This is a genomic window from Nitrospirota bacterium (assembly GCA_040757595.1).
Classification (GTDB): domain Bacteria; phylum Nitrospirota; class Nitrospiria; order Nitrospirales; family Nitrospiraceae; genus JBFLWP01.
In genome coordinates this window covers 69,138-86,614 of record JBFLWP010000006.1, presented here as the reverse complement: position 1 = coordinate 86,614, position 17,477 = coordinate 69,138, and the positions used below count along the sequence as shown (strand labels likewise).

At 64.9% G+C, this 17,477-nt stretch carries 22 protein-coding genes and 1 pseudogene; 2 read left to right on the top strand and 21 right to left on the bottom strand.

Annotation, left to right across the window (positions count from 1 at the left end):
• Nucleotides 1-27 precede the first annotated feature (27 nt).
• Nucleotides 28-132, top strand: a pseudogene (locus tag AB1411_07595) (type II toxin-antitoxin system PemK/MazF family toxin).
• A gap of 495 nt (nucleotides 133-627) precedes the next feature.
• Here AB1411_07595 and AB1411_07590 read toward each other — a convergent pair.
• Together AB1411_07590 and AB1411_07585 are read right to left on the bottom strand one after the other, a co-directional pair.
• Nucleotides 628-2,043 carry a Do family serine endopeptidase gene (locus AB1411_07590; GenBank protein ID MEW6543458.1) on the bottom strand — a complete coding sequence of 472 codons (1,416 nt, stop codon included), beginning with the start codon at nucleotides 2,041-2,043 and terminating at the stop codon, nucleotides 628-630.
• 18 nt (nucleotides 2,044-2,061) lie between these two features.
• Nucleotides 2,062-2,685 carry a thioredoxin domain-containing protein gene (locus AB1411_07585; protein ID MEW6543457.1) on the bottom strand — a complete coding sequence of 208 codons (624 nt, stop codon included), beginning with the start codon at nucleotides 2,683-2,685 and terminating at the stop codon, nucleotides 2,062-2,064.
• A gap of 90 nt (nucleotides 2,686-2,775) precedes the next feature.
• On the opposite strand from AB1411_07585, the gene AB1411_07580 reads away from it, so the two are divergent.
• Nucleotides 2,776-3,315: a Slp family lipoprotein gene (locus tag AB1411_07580; GenBank protein MEW6543456.1), complete on the top strand. Its 540-nt coding sequence runs from the start codon at nucleotides 2,776-2,778 to the stop codon at nucleotides 3,313-3,315.
• A 112-nt stretch (nucleotides 3,316-3,427) separates the two neighbouring features.
• On the opposite strand, the gene AB1411_07575 is transcribed toward AB1411_07580, so the two are convergent.
• The 19 genes from AB1411_07575 to AB1411_07485 all read right to left on the bottom strand — a co-directional run bounded on the left by AB1411_07575 (nucleotide 3,428) and on the right by AB1411_07485 (nucleotide 17,476).
• On the bottom strand, nucleotides 3,428-3,877 hold the full coding sequence (locus AB1411_07575) for a hypothetical protein (protein ID MEW6543455.1): 450 nt from the start codon (nucleotides 3,875-3,877) through the stop codon (nucleotides 3,428-3,430).
• 56 nt (nucleotides 3,878-3,933) lie between these two features.
• Nucleotides 3,934-4,275: a hypothetical protein gene (locus AB1411_07570; GenBank protein ID MEW6543454.1), complete on the bottom strand. Its 342-nt coding sequence runs from the start codon at nucleotides 4,273-4,275 to the stop codon at nucleotides 3,934-3,936.
• A 70-nt stretch (nucleotides 4,276-4,345) separates the two neighbouring features.
• Nucleotides 4,346-4,645, bottom strand: coding sequence for a hypothetical protein (locus AB1411_07565; GenBank protein MEW6543453.1), 300 nt, complete (start codon nucleotides 4,643-4,645; stop codon nucleotides 4,346-4,348).
• Nucleotides 4,646-4,960: 315 nt separating this feature from the next.
• Nucleotides 4,961-5,155 carry a helix-turn-helix domain-containing protein gene (locus AB1411_07560; GenBank protein MEW6543452.1) on the bottom strand — a complete coding sequence of 65 codons (195 nt, stop codon included), beginning with the start codon at nucleotides 5,153-5,155 and terminating at the stop codon, nucleotides 4,961-4,963.
• Nucleotides 5,156-5,276: 121 nt separating this feature from the next.
• Nucleotides 5,277-5,855, bottom strand: coding sequence for a cytochrome P460 family protein (locus tag AB1411_07555; protein MEW6543451.1), 579 nt, complete (start codon nucleotides 5,853-5,855; stop codon nucleotides 5,277-5,279).
• A gap of 14 nt (nucleotides 5,856-5,869) precedes the next feature.
• Nucleotides 5,870-6,217 carry a cation transporter gene (locus AB1411_07550; GenBank protein MEW6543450.1) on the bottom strand — a complete coding sequence of 116 codons (348 nt, stop codon included), beginning with the start codon at nucleotides 6,215-6,217 and terminating at the stop codon, nucleotides 5,870-5,872.
• 12 nt (nucleotides 6,218-6,229) lie between these two features.
• Nucleotides 6,230-6,595 (bottom strand): hypothetical protein, encoded by a 366-nt coding sequence (locus AB1411_07545; GenBank protein ID MEW6543449.1) that lies wholly within the window; start codon nucleotides 6,593-6,595, stop codon nucleotides 6,230-6,232.
• A 342-nt stretch (nucleotides 6,596-6,937) separates the two neighbouring features.
• Nucleotides 6,938-7,246 (bottom strand): hypothetical protein, encoded by a 309-nt coding sequence (locus AB1411_07540; protein MEW6543448.1) that lies wholly within the window; start codon nucleotides 7,244-7,246, stop codon nucleotides 6,938-6,940.
• A 149-nt stretch (nucleotides 7,247-7,395) separates the two neighbouring features.
• Nucleotides 7,396-7,821 (bottom strand): Plug domain-containing protein, encoded by a 426-nt coding sequence (locus tag AB1411_07535; GenBank protein ID MEW6543447.1) that lies wholly within the window; start codon nucleotides 7,819-7,821, stop codon nucleotides 7,396-7,398.
• Nucleotides 7,822-7,832: 11 nt separating this feature from the next.
• Entirely contained in the window at nucleotides 7,833-10,169 is a 2,337-nt protein-coding gene (locus tag AB1411_07530; protein MEW6543446.1) for a TonB-dependent receptor, read from the bottom strand.
• Nucleotides 10,170-10,268: 99 nt separating this feature from the next.
• Nucleotides 10,269-10,577, bottom strand: a complete 309-nt coding sequence (locus AB1411_07525; GenBank protein ID MEW6543445.1) for a hypothetical protein — start codon at nucleotides 10,575-10,577, stop codon at nucleotides 10,269-10,271.
• Nucleotides 10,574-11,098: a TlpA disulfide reductase family protein gene (locus AB1411_07520; GenBank protein ID MEW6543444.1), complete on the bottom strand. Its 525-nt coding sequence runs from the start codon at nucleotides 11,096-11,098 to the stop codon at nucleotides 10,574-10,576. Before AB1411_07520 ends, AB1411_07525 begins: the two co-directional genes overlap by 4 nt.
• Before the next feature lie 32 nt (nucleotides 11,099-11,130).
• Entirely contained in the window at nucleotides 11,131-12,438 is a 1,308-nt protein-coding gene (locus AB1411_07515) for a sialidase family protein (protein MEW6543443.1), read from the bottom strand.
• A gap of 32 nt (nucleotides 12,439-12,470) precedes the next feature.
• A complete protein-coding gene (locus tag AB1411_07510; GenBank protein ID MEW6543442.1) occupies nucleotides 12,471-13,514 on the bottom strand; it encodes a TonB family protein in 1,044 nt (347 codons plus the stop codon).
• A gap of 52 nt (nucleotides 13,515-13,566) precedes the next feature.
• Nucleotides 13,567-14,661: a hypothetical protein gene (locus AB1411_07505; GenBank protein MEW6543441.1), complete on the bottom strand. Its 1,095-nt coding sequence runs from the start codon at nucleotides 14,659-14,661 to the stop codon at nucleotides 13,567-13,569.
• A 161-nt stretch (nucleotides 14,662-14,822) separates the two neighbouring features.
• Complete coding sequence (locus AB1411_07500; protein ID MEW6543440.1) at nucleotides 14,823-15,128, bottom strand: hypothetical protein; 306 nt, start codon at nucleotides 15,126-15,128, stop codon at nucleotides 14,823-14,825.
• Between the two features lie 2 nt (nucleotides 15,129-15,130).
• A complete protein-coding gene (locus tag AB1411_07495) occupies nucleotides 15,131-15,685 on the bottom strand; it encodes a TlpA disulfide reductase family protein (protein ID MEW6543439.1) in 555 nt (184 codons plus the stop codon).
• A gap of 152 nt (nucleotides 15,686-15,837) precedes the next feature.
• The gene (locus AB1411_07490) at nucleotides 15,838-16,209 is read right to left on the bottom strand and encodes a hypothetical protein (protein MEW6543438.1); all 372 of its coding nucleotides are present in this window, start codon (nucleotides 16,207-16,209) and stop codon (nucleotides 15,838-15,840) included.
• Nucleotides 16,210-16,393: 184 nt separating this feature from the next.
• Nucleotides 16,394-17,476, bottom strand: coding sequence for a tetratricopeptide repeat protein (locus AB1411_07485; GenBank protein MEW6543437.1), 1,083 nt, complete (start codon nucleotides 17,474-17,476; stop codon nucleotides 16,394-16,396).
• Between the last annotated feature and the right edge of the window lies 1 nt (nucleotide 17,477).

The window sequence follows — 17,477 nt, the reverse complement described above, 5'->3', positions numbered from 1 at the left end:
ACGCCCCCGGAATGCCTGCCAGTCTCTATCCGGACGCTTTCCGTGGAACGGATCGGGTCAAGGTTGGCAAGGGCCGCGCCGGAAGAAATGGCTCAGGTTGTGGAAGGCCTCAACGAGATCATCGGCGCCTGACAGAGCCACCGTCCGAATTGCCCTCTTCCCTGGCCTGTTCATATCAAAGAACTCTCCGCGTCGTCTGGAACGGAAGGGCACGCCGGCCGGACACGAACTGTCTGCAGCCCCTCCTTAAGCCTCGACCGGGCTCACGCAGAAGCGGATGGAGTCATCAATGGTACTGTCTTACTCGCTTCTGCTCTCTTTAGCCTCGGGTGGCAAACGCGTCTCTTGTTTCACTGAGGGGTGGCATGGCGGAGAGCGGACTTCGCCGGAGCGACGAGGTCCTGCCTTACCTACTCTGTTTCTTCTTGCCACGGGTGGAGGGGATGAGCGGCGAAGGCCTGCGGCATGGCGCTATAAGCACATGGAAAGGCGAGAGGCCTGAAGCGTCGCCGTTCTGCTAATCGGCTAGAGGCGACGCGCGTGTCACGTCACGCAAGGCTGGGAGAGCCGGCATCATCGCATCATGCCGCCGACGAGCCGCCCGTCCCTCGTCACCCGGGGCTCCTTCTATTCCCCTTCGATGGGGACGTACAGAATCGTCCCCTGGCGGTTGATGAGGAGGAGCGTGAGGTCCTTGGGTCTGATCGGGTCCACGAGCCGCTGGTAGGACACGAGGTCCGTCACCGGCTGTCTGTTGACTTCCAGGATCAGGTCGCCGGGGCTCAAGCCGGCCGCCTCGACCAGGCTCCCCTCCTCGACCGCCGAGACCACGACGCCGGTGATCGAGCCGAGCCCGAGCTGCCGGCCCACGGCCGGCGTGACCTGCTCCACGAGGAGCCCGCCGAGCGGGTGCTCGAGCTGCGCCGCGCGGGCGGCCGGGGCGCGCTTGACCCGCTCGCGGGGGGCCTCCTGGATCACCAGCTCCATCGGCACCGGTTTTCCGTCCCGCACGATTTCCAGCTTGTGCTTGCTCCCGATCGGCGCGCCCGCGATCCAATTGCGCAGGCGGCCGGAGTCCAGCACGTCCTTGCCGTCGAACCGCACGACCACGTCGCCGCGCTTCAGCCCCGCCTTCTCCGCCGAGCCTCCGGGGATCAGGTCGGTGATGATCGCGCCCTTCACGTCCGGCAGGTGGAACAGCTTGCCCAGGGGCGGCGTCACGTCCTGCGTGGAGGCCCCGAGAAAGCCGCGCGAGACCCGGCCCGTCTTGATCAGGCTCTGCATGGCTGCGCGGGCCATGTTGCTCGGGATGGCGAAGCCCACGCCGACGCTTCCGCCGGTGGGGCTGGCGATCGCCGTGTTGATGCCGACCAGCTCGCCCTTGATGTTGACCAGGGCCCCGCCGGAATTGCCGGGGTTGATCGGCGCGTCCATCTGGATGAAGTCCTCCAGGTCGGCCACGCCCACGTCCGCGCGCCCCACCGCGCTGACGATCCCGAACGTGACGGTCTGGTTCAGCCCCAGCGGGTTTCCGATCGCCAGCACGAAGTCCCCGACCGCGAGACGGCTGGAGTCCCCCCAGGGCACGGTCGGCAGGCCGGTGGCCTCGATCTTCACCACCGCCACGTCCGTCTTGGGGTCGGTGGCCACGACGCGCCCCTTGAACTGGCGCCGGTCCGCGAGCAGCACCTCCACGTCCGGGGCGTCCCCCACGACGTGATGGTTCGTGATGATGTAGCCGTCCGGCGTGACGACCACCCCGGACCCCTGCCCGTACTGGCGGCGGGGCGGCCCCTCCGGCAGGAGGCCGAACGGCAGGCCCTCGTCGCTGAAGGCCTGGTCGCGCACGACGACCGTGGAAGAGATGTTCACGACGGCGGGGAGGACCTTGGCCGCGGTGCCCTTGACCTGAGCCTGCAGGTCGTGGGCGGAGGAGGCGGATCGGTCGCTCTGACCGGCGGCTCCGGCGGCGACGTTCCCCGACCAGACGAGCAAGGAAAGCGCGGTCAGGCGGGCGGCTTGGCGAAGGGAGGCTCGGCTCACGGCGACGTTCGGCTCGGCTCAGCGCTTGGCATCCGAGGCCAGGATGCTCTGGATGACGGTCTTCAGGTTGTCCGGGTCGATCTGCTCGACTTTGATGTGGCCGTCCAGGAGGATCGTGGGGGTCTGCTGCACGTTGATGCGCACGCCCCAGTCCTTGCCGGCGTCCAGCGCCCGCAGCGGCTTGCCGGTGGCCAGCCCCGCCTCGAAGGCCGCCACGTCCAGGCCCACCTCCTTGATGAGGGCCTCCCGCACCATCCGGTCCAGCAGATGGATCTTGTCCCGGTGGATCGTGCGGAAGAGAACGCGCTTCATCTCGTCCCCCTTGCCCATCGTCTTGGCCTGCTCGTACATCTCGAAGGCGGTCGGGAGCTTCCCCGGAATCACGGGGAATCCCACCATCGTTACCTCCAGCCTGTTGCCGAACTCCTTCTTCAGGATCGGAAGCGCCTCCTGCTCGAACCGGTGGCAGTGCGGGCAGTAGAAATCGGCGAACTCGGTCAGCTTCACCTTGCCGGGCACGTGCGCGGACGGCTCTTTGATCTCCTCGAACTTGCCCTTCAGCCCGGCGGCGCCCGCCGCAGCCACGCCCAGCAGGCAGACCGCGATCGCTGCCGCGGCGCCGATCCATCGTTCCCGTCTCATCTCCGGACTCCTTTCATCGCATCGCGACGTTCCCGCCCGACGCCATTATAATCCAAACTGGCGCACGAGGCGCCTCTGCTATAATGAAGCATGTCGCCCCGTCTCGCGGTGACCGGCGCCTGGACGGCCGCTGCGGCCGCTCTCCTGCTCGCCTGCGCCGGCAACCATGTGGTCCCCGCCTCCCTCCGGCCCCAGGTGGACCGGCACCTGACCTTCGTGCAACTCAAACAGGCCCCGGACTCCTACCGGGGCCGGCTCGTGGTCCTGGGCGGCGAGGTCCTGTCGGCCAAGCGGCTGAAGAACGGGACCCGCATCGAGATCCTGCAGCTCCCCTTGGGAGACTCGCAGGAACCGGGATGGGACCGGACCGCCTCGGAAGGGCGCTTCCTGGCCGTTCAGCCCGACTTCCTCGATCCCGCCACGATCCCGCCCGGCACGCGCGTGACCGTCACCGGCGAGGTGACCGGCGCCACCGCCCTGCCGCTGGACGAAATGGAATACACGTATCCCACCCTGGAGATCAAGCACCTGAAGGTCTGGCCGCAGGTCGAAGGCCCACAGTACGGCCTCCCCCCCTACGCGCACCCCTACTGGCGCCCCTACTGGGGCCGTTACCCCTACTGGTGGTAACGACTACGTCCATACGGATCAGTGTACGGAACGCAGCCTCTCAAAATGCGAAGCCCCGCTCGCACCTGCCGGTACGCGCGGGGCTCCCCCCTGATTGCATCCTACTTTCCGTTTACTTGATGACCATCAACTGCCCGCCCAGGATGTCCGCGCCGGGCACGTGCGATTTATAAACGAGGACCCCACCCGTCGTGACGTAAGTCAGGTCGCTGGTGGGGATGCCGATGTACTTGATCTCTCCCGGCTTCAGCACCAACCTCACGTTCAGCGAGGTGGGCGGCGCGTAGCTGTCGCCCGCCGAGAGCGAGAAGCCCTGGTCCGCGCTCGTCTTGTTGGTCACCTTCAGCACGACCGGGTTGCTGCCCCGATCCCGCACGTTGACGATGGCGGTCGGCGGATACCAGACCTTTTTTCCGCCCACGCTATCCAGCGCGATGAACTCCACGTCAATCGGCAATTCCTTGAATGCCTGCCCGATCACCGACCCGGTTTCGTAGTCGCCGATTTCGACCCCGCCGGCTTGGTGGGCCAGCACCGGGCTTACTCCCCAGACCAGCAACATGGCAACCACACTGCAACACACGTGTCTCAACATAGCTACCTCCTGTGAATGAATGCCTACAATGCTTCCTGCGAAGAGACTGCACACGGCGGCAGTCCCTGCTGTTCCAGAATCTGACCGCCGACGACCTGATCGCCGACGATGAGGAACAACACTTTCAGTCGCTTCACATGCTCGAGAAACCGCCCGCTGGCCACGGCCGTTACTTCCCGTGAGCCGTCCTGCTGGGACCGGTCGGCCTCGATCGTCACCTGGTAATGGTCATACCCCTCGAACTCCTGGTTGAAAGCCTGTGCGCGGAGCAGCCGTTCCAGGGTCTGATCCTGGGCGCCGGCAGGAAAAGGCCCGACCAGCAGCCACGCCACGGCTGCAACCCGGAGCCATAGCCTGTTGCGCATATCACTCCTCCCCTCGGCATGGACGGTAGGGGCAACCCGTTCTGTCAATCTCCCTGTTCGTTTCGTTGCGCTATTTCTTCTTGGCCGACGGCGCCATGGCTGGGGCATGCTGGGCATGTTCGACCGACTCCTCCGCATGCTTGATCGCCTCCTTGGCATGCTGTAACGCTTCTTTGGTGTGCGTATCTCCCGCGGCCTTCACCGACTCCTCCAGATGCGCGAGGGCTTCCTTGACATGGGCAATCCCTTCCTTGACATGTTTGACGCCTTCCCTGACGTGATCGGACCCCTTTTCGGCCGGAACAGAAGTAACTCCGACCGTCATCACCGCAAACCATACGACAAACCCAACGACGACCGCCCTTTTCATAACGTCCCTCCTTCATTTGTTGACCGATGACCGCTCCCTCCTCACGCCATTGCCACCCGCTTCGGCTGACGCCGAAATCCTGATCCGCGGCAACGAACGGCCCTGGAAGTCCCCCGCAACGTCCATGTCCACGCACCCAGTTCGCCATCCCCCACCAGACAAGAGAACCCTGCCTCCTCTTGCCCGTCACAAACTGTCTCAAGAGGCGGCGTCCCTCCGACAGGCCAGGCAAAGGGGCCGGGGCGAAGGCCGGAGGAACCAAGCCCTCGCCCCGGGAGCGGTCCGAGCAAGGAGGCTGTGCCCCACCCGAACCGGTCAAGACTTGCACGGGACCCCGTCCGTTCGGTTCTCCTCGATCAACGTGGTGACGGACTCGCGGAAGACGCGCAGGCTGTTGCTCCCGATCCTGGTCGCATCCAGCCGTCCCTCCTCGACCCAGCGATAGATGGTCCAGCGACTCACGTTCAGCAGTTCCGCCGCTTCCCCGACTCGCAGCAACGGTTTGTCCATAGCCGTCCCTCCGTCGGTACCTTGCGATGCAGCGGGAGGCGACCGTGGGCCGCCTCCCGCAAGGACCCAGCAAGGGAGGTAGGTGGCTCACTCAACCGGGTCCAATTCCGCCGCAACGTGGCTACCGTTCGTGCATTCGCTTTGTGCGGGCTTCAAAATACTGGTCGTACCGGTGCACGAAGTCCTTCTGGACCAGTGGCGCATGGCAGGCCCGGCACTTGGTGAAATCCTCCCGCAGGGGCTTGGCGTCCGGTCCGTAGGCCGCATAGAGCCAGGTCCCGTTCCTGAGGTTCGCCGGCACGTCCTGCCCCCAGCCTTCGCCTTTGCCCATGACGAAGACCTTGACCAAGTCGCCCTTCGCCAGCTTCCCGTCAGGCCCCTTCGCCAGCGCCTCCCCTTCCGCCTTGGCCCTGTACAGTTCCATGACCATGATCGTGCCGTCCGGAAATGGCCGGCCCGCTTCGGTTCTCGCGCCAACCGGATTGATGTAGATCTCGCGCACCTGCTTCGCGTCCGGCCGCTGGACTTCGGAGAGGAATTTCGGCCAAGTTGTATAGCCGGCCGGGAGCGCCAGCTCGCCATCCCTGGGTAGCACCGCCCGTTTCGCCATGGTGGGCGAATCTTTGAGATCCAGGGAGAACGACACCAGGCTCACTCCGACGGTGAGTCCCGTCGCCAGCAAGATCAGGATGACCACCATGCGCCTGCCCCTCCTCACTTCATCACCTCCGCCGTACAGTGCCATTCCATCCCCATTTTGGTTCCCTTGACCCCCTTCACCGCCGCGACCAGCGCCTCCGGTTTCACGCTGCCGTCGTGAGTCACCCTCGCATGACCTTTCACGCTCTTTAGGTCCGCCGCCTTTACACCTTTCACAGCCTTCAGCGCCTCGGTCAGCTCTTTCGCATAGAATTCGCAGAACCTGCCGCCCATCATAAGCACGATCGTCTTCCCCTCGGCCATGACGGGCCTCGGCTCCGCAGTCAGCCCTACTCCGCACTGCCCCAGCAACGCCAATCCAGCCGCAACTGAAATCAACTCGTAATTGATCCTCTCGCGCATCCCGCCACCTCCTTAGCCGGCCCCGGCAGCGAGTCCGGCCCCCTCATCCACCCAGGCCTTGCAGCCCCAGCCCATGATCAAGGCCCGCTCGACGGCTTGCGCCAGCCGTTCAGGACGCACCCCGCTGCCCAGAAACCGGACCAACACCGTTCCGTGATTGTTCAGAAATTGCACCTGCCGCACTGCGTCGAACCGGCGAAGGGCATCTTCCACTTCGCTCCGGCGGTATTCGCACATCCGCCCCCCGATCTGTACAATCGCCTGCTCCGTCTCCTCCGCGCCGACCTGGAGAAGTCGCGCAGGCTCATCCTCAGCCCACGCAGAAGTCCCGCCACAGAGGATCGCGAAGACCAGCCAGAACGCGATTCGTCTCGTCATCGTGCTTCACTCCTTTGATACAAGGTTCACCGCGTGACTCGACCGAAAGTGCCCGGGGAGCAGGCGCATGAGGACCGCCTGCGCCCCGGCAAAGGTCCGGCAAGGAGGCCATTCCGAAACCGGACCTTTCATCAGACGCACGGCTGAATCGAACGTCCGAGGCCGCTGCAACCCGATGTCCGGTGCCCGACTTCGCCTTGCCACAGGCCGGCAGGGCGACGCCACAAGCCTCGGTGCGGCTCACGACGCGGCTCCGCACAGGACAGAGCCGGACCGAGAAGCAGACACTGCCGCACGTCATCCGTGCAGCTCGGGATGGAACAGAATCACCCGGAACGGAGATCAGCGGGGAGGAGCGCGGGCGCAGGGTTGGTGAAGAAAATGACTCGACGCAAGGGCTGCAACAAAGCGGACCAACCCCAAGCTCAGGAAGACGAGGAGAAGGGCTGGAGATGCCGAAACGTGACTCGGCCCGTCATGGGCCTGGCAGGCCCACAAGCAAAGGGCCGAGTGCGCGGCCTTGTCGGAATGATGGTGGTGGCCTTCACCCTGAGGGGCCGTGTCGGCAAAAAGGCAAACCGCCGCCTGGACCGCCAGCACGAGATAGACGGCGACCAGAACTCCGGCAATCGGCGTCAGCACTCGCTTCACGCGAGTCACCTCCGAGCTAGGTTGGCGGGACTCTAGCGCGGCCTTCCGCAGCTTGTCTACTGGCGGATGCTCACGCATGCTACAGTCGCCGTGGCTGACAGGCAGCCCCGTCACGGTCGTCCCCCGTGCTGCTTCTTCCCAAACCGGGCCTACCTCGAACCGGCATTGGCGCCGGACCCGCGGATCGAGATGTTGAAGTCGCGAGGTCCATCGCCTTGCCGAACCGTCGTGCCCGGCAGGGACTCCAGCGACTCCCGCATGTGCCTGGTCGGCTGCTCGGTGAACTCCTCCCGTGCAGCCGCCGATCGCGTGACGCCATCGAGCGGCTTCGCGGTCGGCGGCCCTTGCCTGGCAGCCGCCGGCTTCTCTTTGACTTCCACCCGCCTCATCGCCTCCAACTCTTTCTGGATGCGGGCCGCCTGCGCCTGGAGTGCTTTGATCCGCTCGGTGCGAGCCGCTGCGCGATCCCGGGCAGAAGCTTCCTGCGCCCATCCCTGGCCAGCGAGCAGGCAGCCGCTGATACAGACGAGTGCACAGCCTGTTGAGACCATCATGGCCCGATTCAGTATGCTCACGGCTTCCTCCGTTAGAAGAACCCCAGCGTCAGGCCTGCGTAGATGGCCCGCCCATAGCCGGCGAAGAACAGCGTCTTGCTGGCATCGGGCGTGCTATCCGCAACCACGTTGCCGGAGGCCACGTAGGTTTTGTCGGCAATGTTGTCCAGCTCGAAGTAGAACTTGGCGAACCGAACATAGGAATTGTTCATGAACTCAAAGTTCTTGTGAATATTGGCATTCATCAACCAGTAGGCCGGCGCGCCGACTGTATTGGCGTTGTTGAGGAAATAACTGTCCCAGTAGCTTGTCTCGAACCAGCCCCCCCATCCAGACGGGTGATCGTACTCTTCCTTGAAGTTGAGCACGTTTCGCACCACGTTGGGGACCAGTTTCCCGTCTCGCACGAAGTCCGTCGGCACGCCGTTCACCAGAAACCTGTCCTTGAAATTCGTGTACGTGCCGGTCACGTGCGTATAGGCACCCGAGAATCGCCACCCGGCCAAGGGGCGCCAGTCGTAGCTGAGTTCGATACCTCGGTATTCCGACCCATCGGCGTTGATGGACGCCGTCCCGCCCGTCGACGACACGACTTGGGAGATGATTTCGTCCTTGAAGAAGATCCAATATCCGACGAGTTGGACTGAGAGATCCTTGGCGAGTTTCGAGTCGGTGCCGATTTCCAGGTTCAGGTTTTTCTGCGGTTTGAGATTGAAGTTCGTGCCGGCCAGGCCGGTGAAGGGATCGGTAGTCAGATTGCTAAATCCCGGTATCCCGTAGCCTGTGGACGCTCGAACCCAGTGCCTGTAGCCCTCGGCCGGCTTCCAGGTCAGGGACATTTCCGGCGCCCAATTGTCAAAGGTGCGGTCCGCATTCGCCCGACTACTGAGGGCTCCCGCCGACGAGTAGCTGATGACCTGCACGCTCACGATTGATTGCTCGTACCCCAACCCGGCCGCCAAGGTCCATTTCGGCGCGAACTCCAATTCCTCGCGAAAACGCCCGCCGATATTCCGAATCGTGCCGCGGCTGTTTTGCCGCAGGACTCCCCGCGTACCGGTGCCGTCGTTGGAATTGGCAAAAGAGTTCGAGTCCTGTTCCATGTTGTTGACGAAAAACCCGACATAGCTTTTGAGCGGCATGCCCGCCAGGCGCCCGTCGTGCCGCAGGTCGGCGTAATGCTTCCAGTTGGGATTCACGGCGTCGTTGATTTGCGAGAACGTCTGATGGATATCCTTGACATCGTAATCGGCTTCCACCGTCAGCACGGTGTTGGCATTGAGCTGTCGCTCGTAGAAGCCGCCGATGATCGTCCTCCGGTCCAGCCGCCGCTGTCCCAAGAGCAAGGCATTGTTGCAAGACGTGGAGGTGCACGTGGTCCCGCCGGCCTGCCGTGGATTGCTCGCAAACTGCGCGAGCGTCAACCGGGTCGGCACCTGCGTGTCGAGCCAATTCGTGATGGCCTTGAAGTAGAGGCTTTGCTTGTCGTCGATTTTGAAGCGGAAATTGAAATTGAGGCTTTGGGTGGTGTAGCCGCTGTGCTGGATGTACCCGTCCTCAGCCACCTGGCTGGCGAACATGGCGATATCGGTGTTCTTGGTCTCCTGACCGGCGGCAAAGGCATACTTCTGAAAGCCGTACGAGCCGACGCCGAAGAACGACTCCGCGCCGTTGATGTCGCGGCCACGCCGAGTCTTAAAATGCACCATCCCCCCCAGCGCATAGTTGTCGTACAGCGAAGAGGACGCGCCTCGGGTGACCTCCACGCTCTTCATAAACCACGGATCGTGCAGGTCCATTCGACTCAACCCATCGGACTGCGTTTGGATGATCCCGTCTTCGTACATTTTGAGGTCTCTGATCGCGAACGTGGTCTTGACCCCTGAGCCGCGAATCGAGATGCTAAAATCTCGAGGCCCGTTCGCTTGTCGGACGATCACGCCGGGCAGCGACTCCAAGGACTCGCGCATGTGTCGCGTGGGCTGGGAATCATATTCGGATCGGGGGGCTGTCGAGAGCGAGATACCCTCCGGATGCTTCTGAATGCGATCGCTGACGATGCTCACATCCGTCAGTTCCATTTCCGGCGCGGCGCCCGGCTCTTCCGGCTCGACCCGGCCCTTGATGATGCTGGGGCCTTCGGGAGCCCGCCCGCCCTCGGCCGGCTGCTCCTCATGCTGAAGCTCGTCCAGCTCCTCCAGGATCTGCTTCAGTTGCTTTTCCAGTTTCTCCTTCCGTCGGGCCTTCTCCGCCTGGGGCTGGGGAACAGGAGTCTGCTCCTGAGCCCAGCTCGGCCCGTCCCACCAAATCCACGAACTCATGAACAATACGGCCAGAATCAGGCCGCGACGAACGACGCACGCGGTCATACGCTCCTCCTCGTTTCAAAAATAGCGAGCGGCGAGTAGCGAACAGCACAGTGCTACTAGCTGTTCGCTGCCTGCTTTCGGGGATGAGTGACGACGCGGTCAGTCGAGGAAGGGCGGGCCGCGGGGAGCGAGATGATAGAGGCGGAACCCAGACAGGGTGGAAACGGAGACGGACAGAAAGAACAGCGCGAGCAGGATCGGCTGGACCGGCAGGGCAGTCTCGGCGAAGCCAGAACCGGGGTTCGCCTGACAGGCCCAGGCACAGAGTGTGGAGTGGGCCTTGGACTGGTGGTGATGGCCTGCATGGTGGGACGCCGCATGGTCGAAAAGGCAGGCAGCCGCGGCGACAGCCAGGATGACCTGGACCGCCACCAGCCCCAGAATCAGGTATGGGATCAGCCGTTTCATTGGCGCACGAGGCTGGAGACCAGGGCGACGGCTTCGGGACTGTCCCAGGCACGGGGGCCCACAGCCCGCCCGACGGTCTTTCCATCCTTCCCGATCAGCACGGTCGTGGGAAGGCCCCGCACCATGAAGGCCGCGGAGACTTCTTGGCCTTCGTCGAACAGCACGGGAATATCCAGCCCCAGATGCTTCAAGAAGGCCTTGATCCCGTCCCGCTGCCGATCCGCCGTCACCGCGAGCAGCACGAACTCCCGTGGATCGAACTGTCGCCGCAGCCGATCCAGCGACGGCATCTCCTCCTTGCACGGCCCGCACCAGGTCGCCCAGAAGTTGAGCAGCAGGACCTTGCCGGCCAGGTCCTGAGAGCGGACCACCGACCCGTCAAGCTGATTCAGGCTAAAGGCCGGCGTCTCCACTCCTGCTCCGGCCCGGCTGATCTTGAGCGCAACCAGCGGATCCACGGTCGGTCCGGCCGCGGAGAGCGACCCGATCAGAAATCCCGCCAGCCCGAGCCAGAGGGTCAACCGTAAAAAAGGACGAAGGACGCACCGGATCATCACTGCGAGTCCATGGGGGCATTCAATGCGGTCCGCTGCGAAGGGAGCTGCGCCGTCTGGATCACCGTCTTGTGGCCGGGCATCGCATGCTCCAGCCAGGCCATGGCCACCAGCCCCTGCTCATTCACCGCCACGACCGGGCTCTGCCCCTTCTTCTCGTTCAGTCTCACCGGTTTGCTGAAAGTCGCGCCCCGGTCAGGCGAGTAGCTCAGCACCACCTCGCGCCGAACCGGCGATTGCTCCTCCCAGACCACGAGGAGGCGACCCTGGCCGTCCACCGCCATTTGCGGATGGTCGGGGAAGGTTCCCCTGGAGACGTTCAGGGCCCGCTTGGCCGAAAAGGTCCGGCCTCCGTCGTCGGAGTAGGCCAGGTAAATCGCAGGGGTCTCGTCGGCCCCCTCCGTGTACCAGACGACGTAGAGCCGGCCCTGCCGGTCCACCCCAATCGACGCCGGCCGGTGCGGACAGCCGGGAAAGACCCATCGGTCGTGGCCGACGACCACCGGTTCCGAAAAGATGCGTCCTCCGTCGTTCGAACGGGCGACGACGGTTTCCCGCACGTTCCCTTCGAAGATTTTCCGCCAGGCGAGATAGACCGTGCCGTCCGGCGCGGTCGTCAGGGAGGTCCGGCAGCAGACGCAGGTGTTCTCGTCCACCTTCCGGTTCTTGCCGACCGTCCGCCCGTGGTCGCCGGATCGCGCGGCGTAGGTCCCCGGCTCCTTCTTCCCCTCGCGCCCGTCGATCCAGGAAACGTGGAGGGTGCCGTCCGGCCCGAGGCGCAGCGCATCGAAGCTGTGCACGATGGCTTGGCCGTCGTCGTTCACGAGCACGGAGGGCAGGAAGGTCTGCCCGCCGTCCGTGGATCGGCTGAGGCGCAGCTCGCTGGCGAAGGGCTTGTCGGGGCCGGCCTTCGGATGGGTCGAGGCCCAGGTGAGGAACACCGCGTCGCCGCTCACCGCCAGGGCCGGAGCCTCCTGGCGCCAGTAGGGGGACTCCTCCGGCCGGTTGACTTGAACGGCCGTGCCCAAGGACGCACTCGGCTGGCTCATCCGGGCATAACGGACCGAGCGCACCTCCTGGCCGTTCTGCCTGTCCTCCTGCATCCAGGCCAGGTGCACCGTGCCCCGCTCGTCAACAGCCACCGAGGGCCCCGTGACGGATTTCGCCTGGTGTTCGACGGTCACCTTCTGGCCCAAGGCGAGCTCGGCATTCGGCGGGATCGGCTCTGCGGCCACAGCCAGGGCCGCCCCACCGAGGGCGGCCAAGCCAGCCCCTATGAGCGACTTCCATCCGCGTCGGCTGACCATGATTGGAACCTCCTTGGACACCTGTCCGAGCTTTACCGTTCCAACCGGTAGTGGATCGGCACCTGCACGACCACTTCCGGGCGGCCGAGCGGATACCGGAGCTTCAGCGGGCAGGCCCGCCTGATGATCTCCAGCGCATCGTCGTCCAGGATCGTATGGCCGGAGCTCTCCGCCACCTCGACGGTTCCGAGATGCCCGTCTTCCCGGATCACCGCCCGCACCACGACTCTCCCCTCCAAGTGCCGGGCCCGGGCCTGGTGCGGATAGCGCTTGATGCGCGCGACCCGATCCCACAGCGACTGCGCCAACCAGCCGTAATCGGCTTTCGCCGCTGGTGCGGGTCGGACCGGCAGTGCGCGGACCGTCGCCTCTTGGATGACCGGTGACGATTGGGCCGCTTCCGTTTCCCGTGCGACCGGCACCGGAGCCGGCTCCTCCTTGACAACAAGCCGGCTCCCGGGAAGAGGAGTCGTCTCGGCCCGAGCCAGTACCTGCGGGGCGGTCTGCATCGCCACCGGCTGCTGGACTGCGGGAGCCGCCGGCTCAGCCTCCACGACCGTCGTGGTGCCGGCCGGCTGGCTGGGCGCCCGTATCGCTTGAGTCACGGCAGGGGCTCCTGCCGTCACGGTCTCAGTCATCGCCGGCCGGGACGGCCCCACGGTCCGGATGGTCTGGGCCGGTTGAGCCACCGTCGTCGTGACAGGGACGGTCTTCCGCACGACCGGCGCCACCTCACGAGTCTCCTGAATGGCAGTCTCCCGGATGACCGGCTTGACTGTCTCCACCGTCGCAACGGTCTGCACAACGGGCTCCGGCTCGACCGGTTGCGGCGCAACCGGAGTCCTTTTCGCCGGGGCCGGCTTGGACTGGGTCTGGACAGGCTGGTCCATCGGCTTGGACTTGGGACGCTCCACCAGCGCCACGTTCCACTTGAACGGCTCCGGCTTCGGGACCAAGCGCAAGTCACTCAAGAGAAAGACCGCCCCTGCCACAGCCAGGCCGTGGAACAGGACGGAAGCCGTCCACCCCTGGACGTGGGACCGAGCTTCCCCCCTTGTCTGCGCCGCTGCGTTCACGCCTCGCTCCTCGTTTCAACTGATGCGCATTCGAACTTTCCTCCCGCAGACGCTACGACGACGGCTTGACGAGCTGGAAGTACTTCGTGAGCCCGAACGTGAAGCTCACGTCCTGGGCTAGGTTGTTGTTGAAGTCGCGCGCGACTGGAATCTGGGAGTAGAAATACAGCGAGGTCGTGTCGTCGATGCTGATCTGGAAGCCGGGCGTGTAGGCCAGGTAGGTCGAGCCGGTGTTGGGCACGCGCCGGTCCTTGATGTTGCGGTCGATCGCGATCGGATCGTCCGGATAGGGAGTATCGCTCGGCGTCGCGGACCGGAACAGCGACGCGCTCATGTTGTCGTGGACCAGATACCGGTAGTTGACCTGGCTCGTCAGCGTGAGCCAGGGGAACGTGACGAGGTTGAACCCCGCGTTCAACGTGTACTCGTCGCCGAACTGGTAGCCGGCGTTGTTCCGGAAGGTGTGCCGGTAGCTCGCGAACGAGAACTGGTTCAGCCGGTGCGGAATCAGCTCATAGGTCTGGTAGACGGACCCGATCAGGCCGACCTGGCCCCGGCCGAGCTGCGTCGGCGCCTCCATCACGCCGTTCGCCGCGTCCCGGGAGTTGTACTTGCCGGTGGGCAGCTCCACCCCGAACCCCGTCACGACCATGCTGGTGAGCGTGGGCAGCACGTTGTACTTGAGAGTGATCCTGGTGTCCCCGAGCCCGTTGTCGTAGAAATCGATGTTGTTGCCCGCTCCCCCGTTGGCCTCACCGAGCCCGTCAATGTGGTGGTGCGACCGACTCAGGTACGGAATCGTGACTTCGATTCCGAACCGGTCCGTCACGCCGTAGTTCAGGTCCAACGTGGCGGTCTGGGTGATGGTCCTGGTCTCACGATGGTGGTCCAAAATCAACCGACGCCGATCCTGATCGACGGCCGGGATCACGCCGGTGGTCCCGCTCTGCAAGCTCATGGGCGTCAAGGTATAGAACATGTTCACGGTCAGCAGGCCCTTTTGCGGAATCTGCTGCTGCGACCCGATCACGATGAAGCAAGTCACGCTGCCGCAGGCCGCCTCGGCTCGCGAGGGGAATTGGACGGCCCAAGCCGCAGCCAGGCCGATCAAAAGACCGGAAACGATGCGACTGAATTGTCGGTTCACGTCCTCTCCTTTCACAGAATCTTCCGCGCCGCAAGCAGGCCCCGGCCTGCGAGCGGTCGCGCCCGGTCGTTCCGGAGCAGCACGGGGAGTCCGGCACGGCCGGACGCTCCCGGGCACGGCCGGAGCGACTGGGATTCACGTTGCGGTTGGGGAAACGAGACTCAGCGGGAGAGGATGGGCGGGCCGCGGGTGAGGGTCAGGCGGAGCGTCGGGCTGGAGACCGCCTGCTCGACGGAGAGCACGGCCGGGGCCGAGGGCGCACGGTCCACGGCCAGCCAGACGGCCTGGGCCTCCGCGCCCTGCCCCGCCGCGCAGAGCCACGAGCAGAACGCGGTCGCGTGCGTGGCGGCCTGGTGGTGCGCATGGTGCAGCGCGTGGGTGGTCGCCTGAGCGGCCCCGAGCCCTCCCAGGAGCAGGAGCCCGGCGACCAGGCCCAGGACGAAAGTCTGTTTCAGGCTCCGGTTCATCGTCACCGCAAAGAGGCGGCCTTGGGCGCGGATTTCTCCTGCAGCCTGGTGACCGTCTCGGTGATCTTCTGCTCGGTCAGCAAGCCGCCCTTGATGTACTCCTGCACGACGCCGTACTCGTCAATGAACACGCTGACCGGCAGCCCGAAGACCCCGTACATGTTCGCCACCCGGTTGTCCGTGTCCAGCAGGACGGGGAAGGTGTGGGCGTAGGTCCGGATGTGCTCCCGCACTTTGGGTACGTCTTCGAGCTCGTTGACCGCCAGCACCACGAAGTCCCGGTCCTTCAACCGGTCGTACACGGCCTGCATCGCGGGCATTTCGGTCGTGCAGGGCTTGCACCAGGTCGCCCAGAAGTTCAACAGCACGACCTTGCCGCGATACTCGCTGAGCCGGTGCGGTCGCCCCGCGAGATCCGTGAGCGTGAAGTCCTCGGCGGGCATACCGACAGCGGGCGGCCGCGAGCCCATCGCCCACGTCGCCTCCCCGGACTGGGCGAGGATGCCGAGCGCGAGCGCCGCCATGACGATGATCGTCCGGAACAACTGCCTACCCATGGTGTCTCTCCTTAGCTGCGAGCTCCCAGGCCGCCCAGGACGGGAGAGCCGGGGAGCTACGGATGCGGACCGGAAACGCCGGGGAGGCGAGCCTCTGCGCCGATCGGCAAGGGCCAAGCCCGACTTCCGGATCTCAGCTCAAAACGGAACGGCTACGCGAAGAGGGACGGAGGGGCGCGGGAGAGGGAGGTCGAGCCGGTGACGCTGACGGGATCGTCGGAGAACGGCAGAGAGAGCGCGACGAGCGGGCGGGGAGCGGGAGCGAGAATCACCTCGTGCGCGTCGAGCCCGGTCCCGGCCGTGCACATCCAGGCGCACAAGGCCGTCGCGTGCGTGCGGGCCTGATGGTGCGCATGGTGAGCCTCATGCGCCACGGCCCGGGCATACATCGTCCCGGCCAGAAGCAAGAGCACCGAGACGAGGCCGATTGTGAGAGATTTCCGCAAGATCATCCGATGCATCATGACCGGCGCCAACTGCGAGGCGGTATGGTAGCCGGGCTTCACCGCCGCGTCAAGCAGCAAGCGGCATGCCCTGACCCAGCGGAAGACGAGTCGAACTCCCCTCCCCAGTGGAGACGCGAGGTTCCGCTGGCGCCGCGCCGTCTTTCCGCCCCAGTAACCTTGCCGGCATGTCCCGAAAGTTGTCCAGGGACTTGGACAGGAACGTCGCGATTTTCCCCAGCGCCAAGACCGGAACGAGCCCGCCTCATTTTTTCGATTGCCCGACGATCCGCTCCACCCGCTCGTCCGTCCCGCCCAATTCCAAGTACTTGCGGTAATGGACCAGGGCCTTGCCCACGTCCTTCTTGTGCAGTTCGTAGAACACGCCGAAGTTGTAGTGGGCCTCCGCCAGCCCCGGCTTCAAATTGACGGCGACGTCGTACTCGTGCTCCGCGTCGTCCAACTGGTTGAGCCCCGTGTAGACGACGCCGAGGTTCATGTGGGCCTCGGCGTACTCGGGTCTCAACCGGATCACCTCCAGGAACTGCTTGGCCGCCTCCTGTTTCCGGTCCAGGCTCCGGTAGATGAAGCCCAGGTTGTAGTGAGCGTCCACCAGGTCCGGCTTGGCTGCGACGGCCTGCCTGTAGTAGTCGGCGGCCTCGGCCAACTGGTTTTCCTTCTCCGCGATCCGTCCCAGGAGGTACCAGCCGTCCGGATGGCCCGGATCGGCGCGTGTCAGCCGCACCAGCATCTCGCTGGCCCGGTCGTGGTCGCCGAGGCTCTCGTAGAGGTAGCCCAGGCTGTACAGGGCGCCGGTGTGGTCTTGTTTGAGGGCCAGCAGGTCCTGATAGGCCCGGATCGCCAAGTCGGTGTCGCGGTTGCGCTCGTAGAGCCGGGCCAGGGCCAAGCGCACTTCTTCGTTGCGCGGCGCCAGCTCGATCGCCCGCTTCAGCGATTGCTCGGCGTCCGTGCGCTTGCCCTGCGCCTGATAGATGAGACCCAGATCGTAGTAGGCCGACGCATAGTCGGGCTTGAACTGGATGGCCTTCTTGATCTCTTCCACGGCCTGCGCCGGCTGGCGCTTGCCGTTGAAATACACGAGCCCGAGGAAGTAATGGGCCTCGGCCGAACGGGGCTGGAGCTCGACGGCCTTCTTGAGCGTCGAGAGGGCTCCGTCGTAGTTCCCGTCCCGGTAGAGCTTCGCGCCCTGCTCCACCTGCCGCTTGCCCGCGTCAGCCTGGGCCGGCTGGCCGGCGGCGGCTGGCGGCTGAGCCAGCGCGACGAGCGCCGAGACCGCCAGTGCGGCGAATCCTCCTCTTGATCTCCGAATCCGTGGCTCCCCGGCCATC

Bases quoted from the DNA above. Each gene is read 5' to 3' on its own strand.
- AB1411_07585 (MEW6543457.1), bottom strand. From the start codon at position 2,685: ATGAGACGGGAACGATGGATCGGCGCCGCGGCAGCGATCGCGGTCTGC.
- AB1411_07580 (MEW6543456.1), top strand. From the start codon at position 2,776: ATGTCGCCCCGTCTCGCGGTGACCGGCGCCTGGACGGCCGCTGCGGCC.
- AB1411_07575 (MEW6543455.1), bottom strand. From the start codon at position 3,877: ATGTTGCTGGTCTGGGGAGTAAGCCCGGTGCTGGCCCACCAAGCCGGC.
- AB1411_07570 (MEW6543454.1), bottom strand. From the start codon at position 4,275: ATGCGCAACAGGCTATGGCTCCGGGTTGCAGCCGTGGCGTGGCTGCTG.
- AB1411_07565 (MEW6543453.1), bottom strand. From the start codon at position 4,645: ATGAAAAGGGCGGTCGTCGTTGGGTTTGTCGTATGGTTTGCGGTGATG.
- AB1411_07560 (MEW6543452.1), bottom strand. From the start codon at position 5,155: ATGGACAAACCGTTGCTGCGAGTCGGGGAAGCGGCGGAACTGCTGAAC.
- AB1411_07555 (MEW6543451.1), bottom strand. From the start codon at position 5,855: ATGGTGGTCATCCTGATCTTGCTGGCGACGGGACTCACCGTCGGAGTG.
- AB1411_07550 (MEW6543450.1), bottom strand. From the start codon at position 6,217: ATGCGCGAGAGGATCAATTACGAGTTGATTTCAGTTGCGGCTGGATTG.
- AB1411_07545 (MEW6543449.1), bottom strand. From the start codon at position 6,595: ATGACGAGACGAATCGCGTTCTGGCTGGTCTTCGCGATCCTCTGTGGC.
- AB1411_07530 (MEW6543446.1), bottom strand. From the start codon at position 10,169: ATGACCGCGTGCGTCGTTCGTCGCGGCCTGATTCTGGCCGTATTGTTC.
- AB1411_07525 (MEW6543445.1), bottom strand. From the start codon at position 10,577: ATGAAACGGCTGATCCCATACCTGATTCTGGGGCTGGTGGCGGTCCAG.
- AB1411_07515 (MEW6543443.1), bottom strand. From the start codon at position 12,438: ATGGTCAGCCGACGCGGATGGAAGTCGCTCATAGGGGCTGGCTTGGCC.
- AB1411_07500 (MEW6543440.1), bottom strand. From the start codon at position 15,128: ATGAACCGGAGCCTGAAACAGACTTTCGTCCTGGGCCTGGTCGCCGGG.
- AB1411_07495 (MEW6543439.1), bottom strand. From the start codon at position 15,685: ATGGGTAGGCAGTTGTTCCGGACGATCATCGTCATGGCGGCGCTCGCG.
- AB1411_07485 (MEW6543437.1), bottom strand. From the start codon at position 17,476: ATGGCCGGGGAGCCACGGATTCGGAGATCAAGAGGAGGATTCGCCGCA.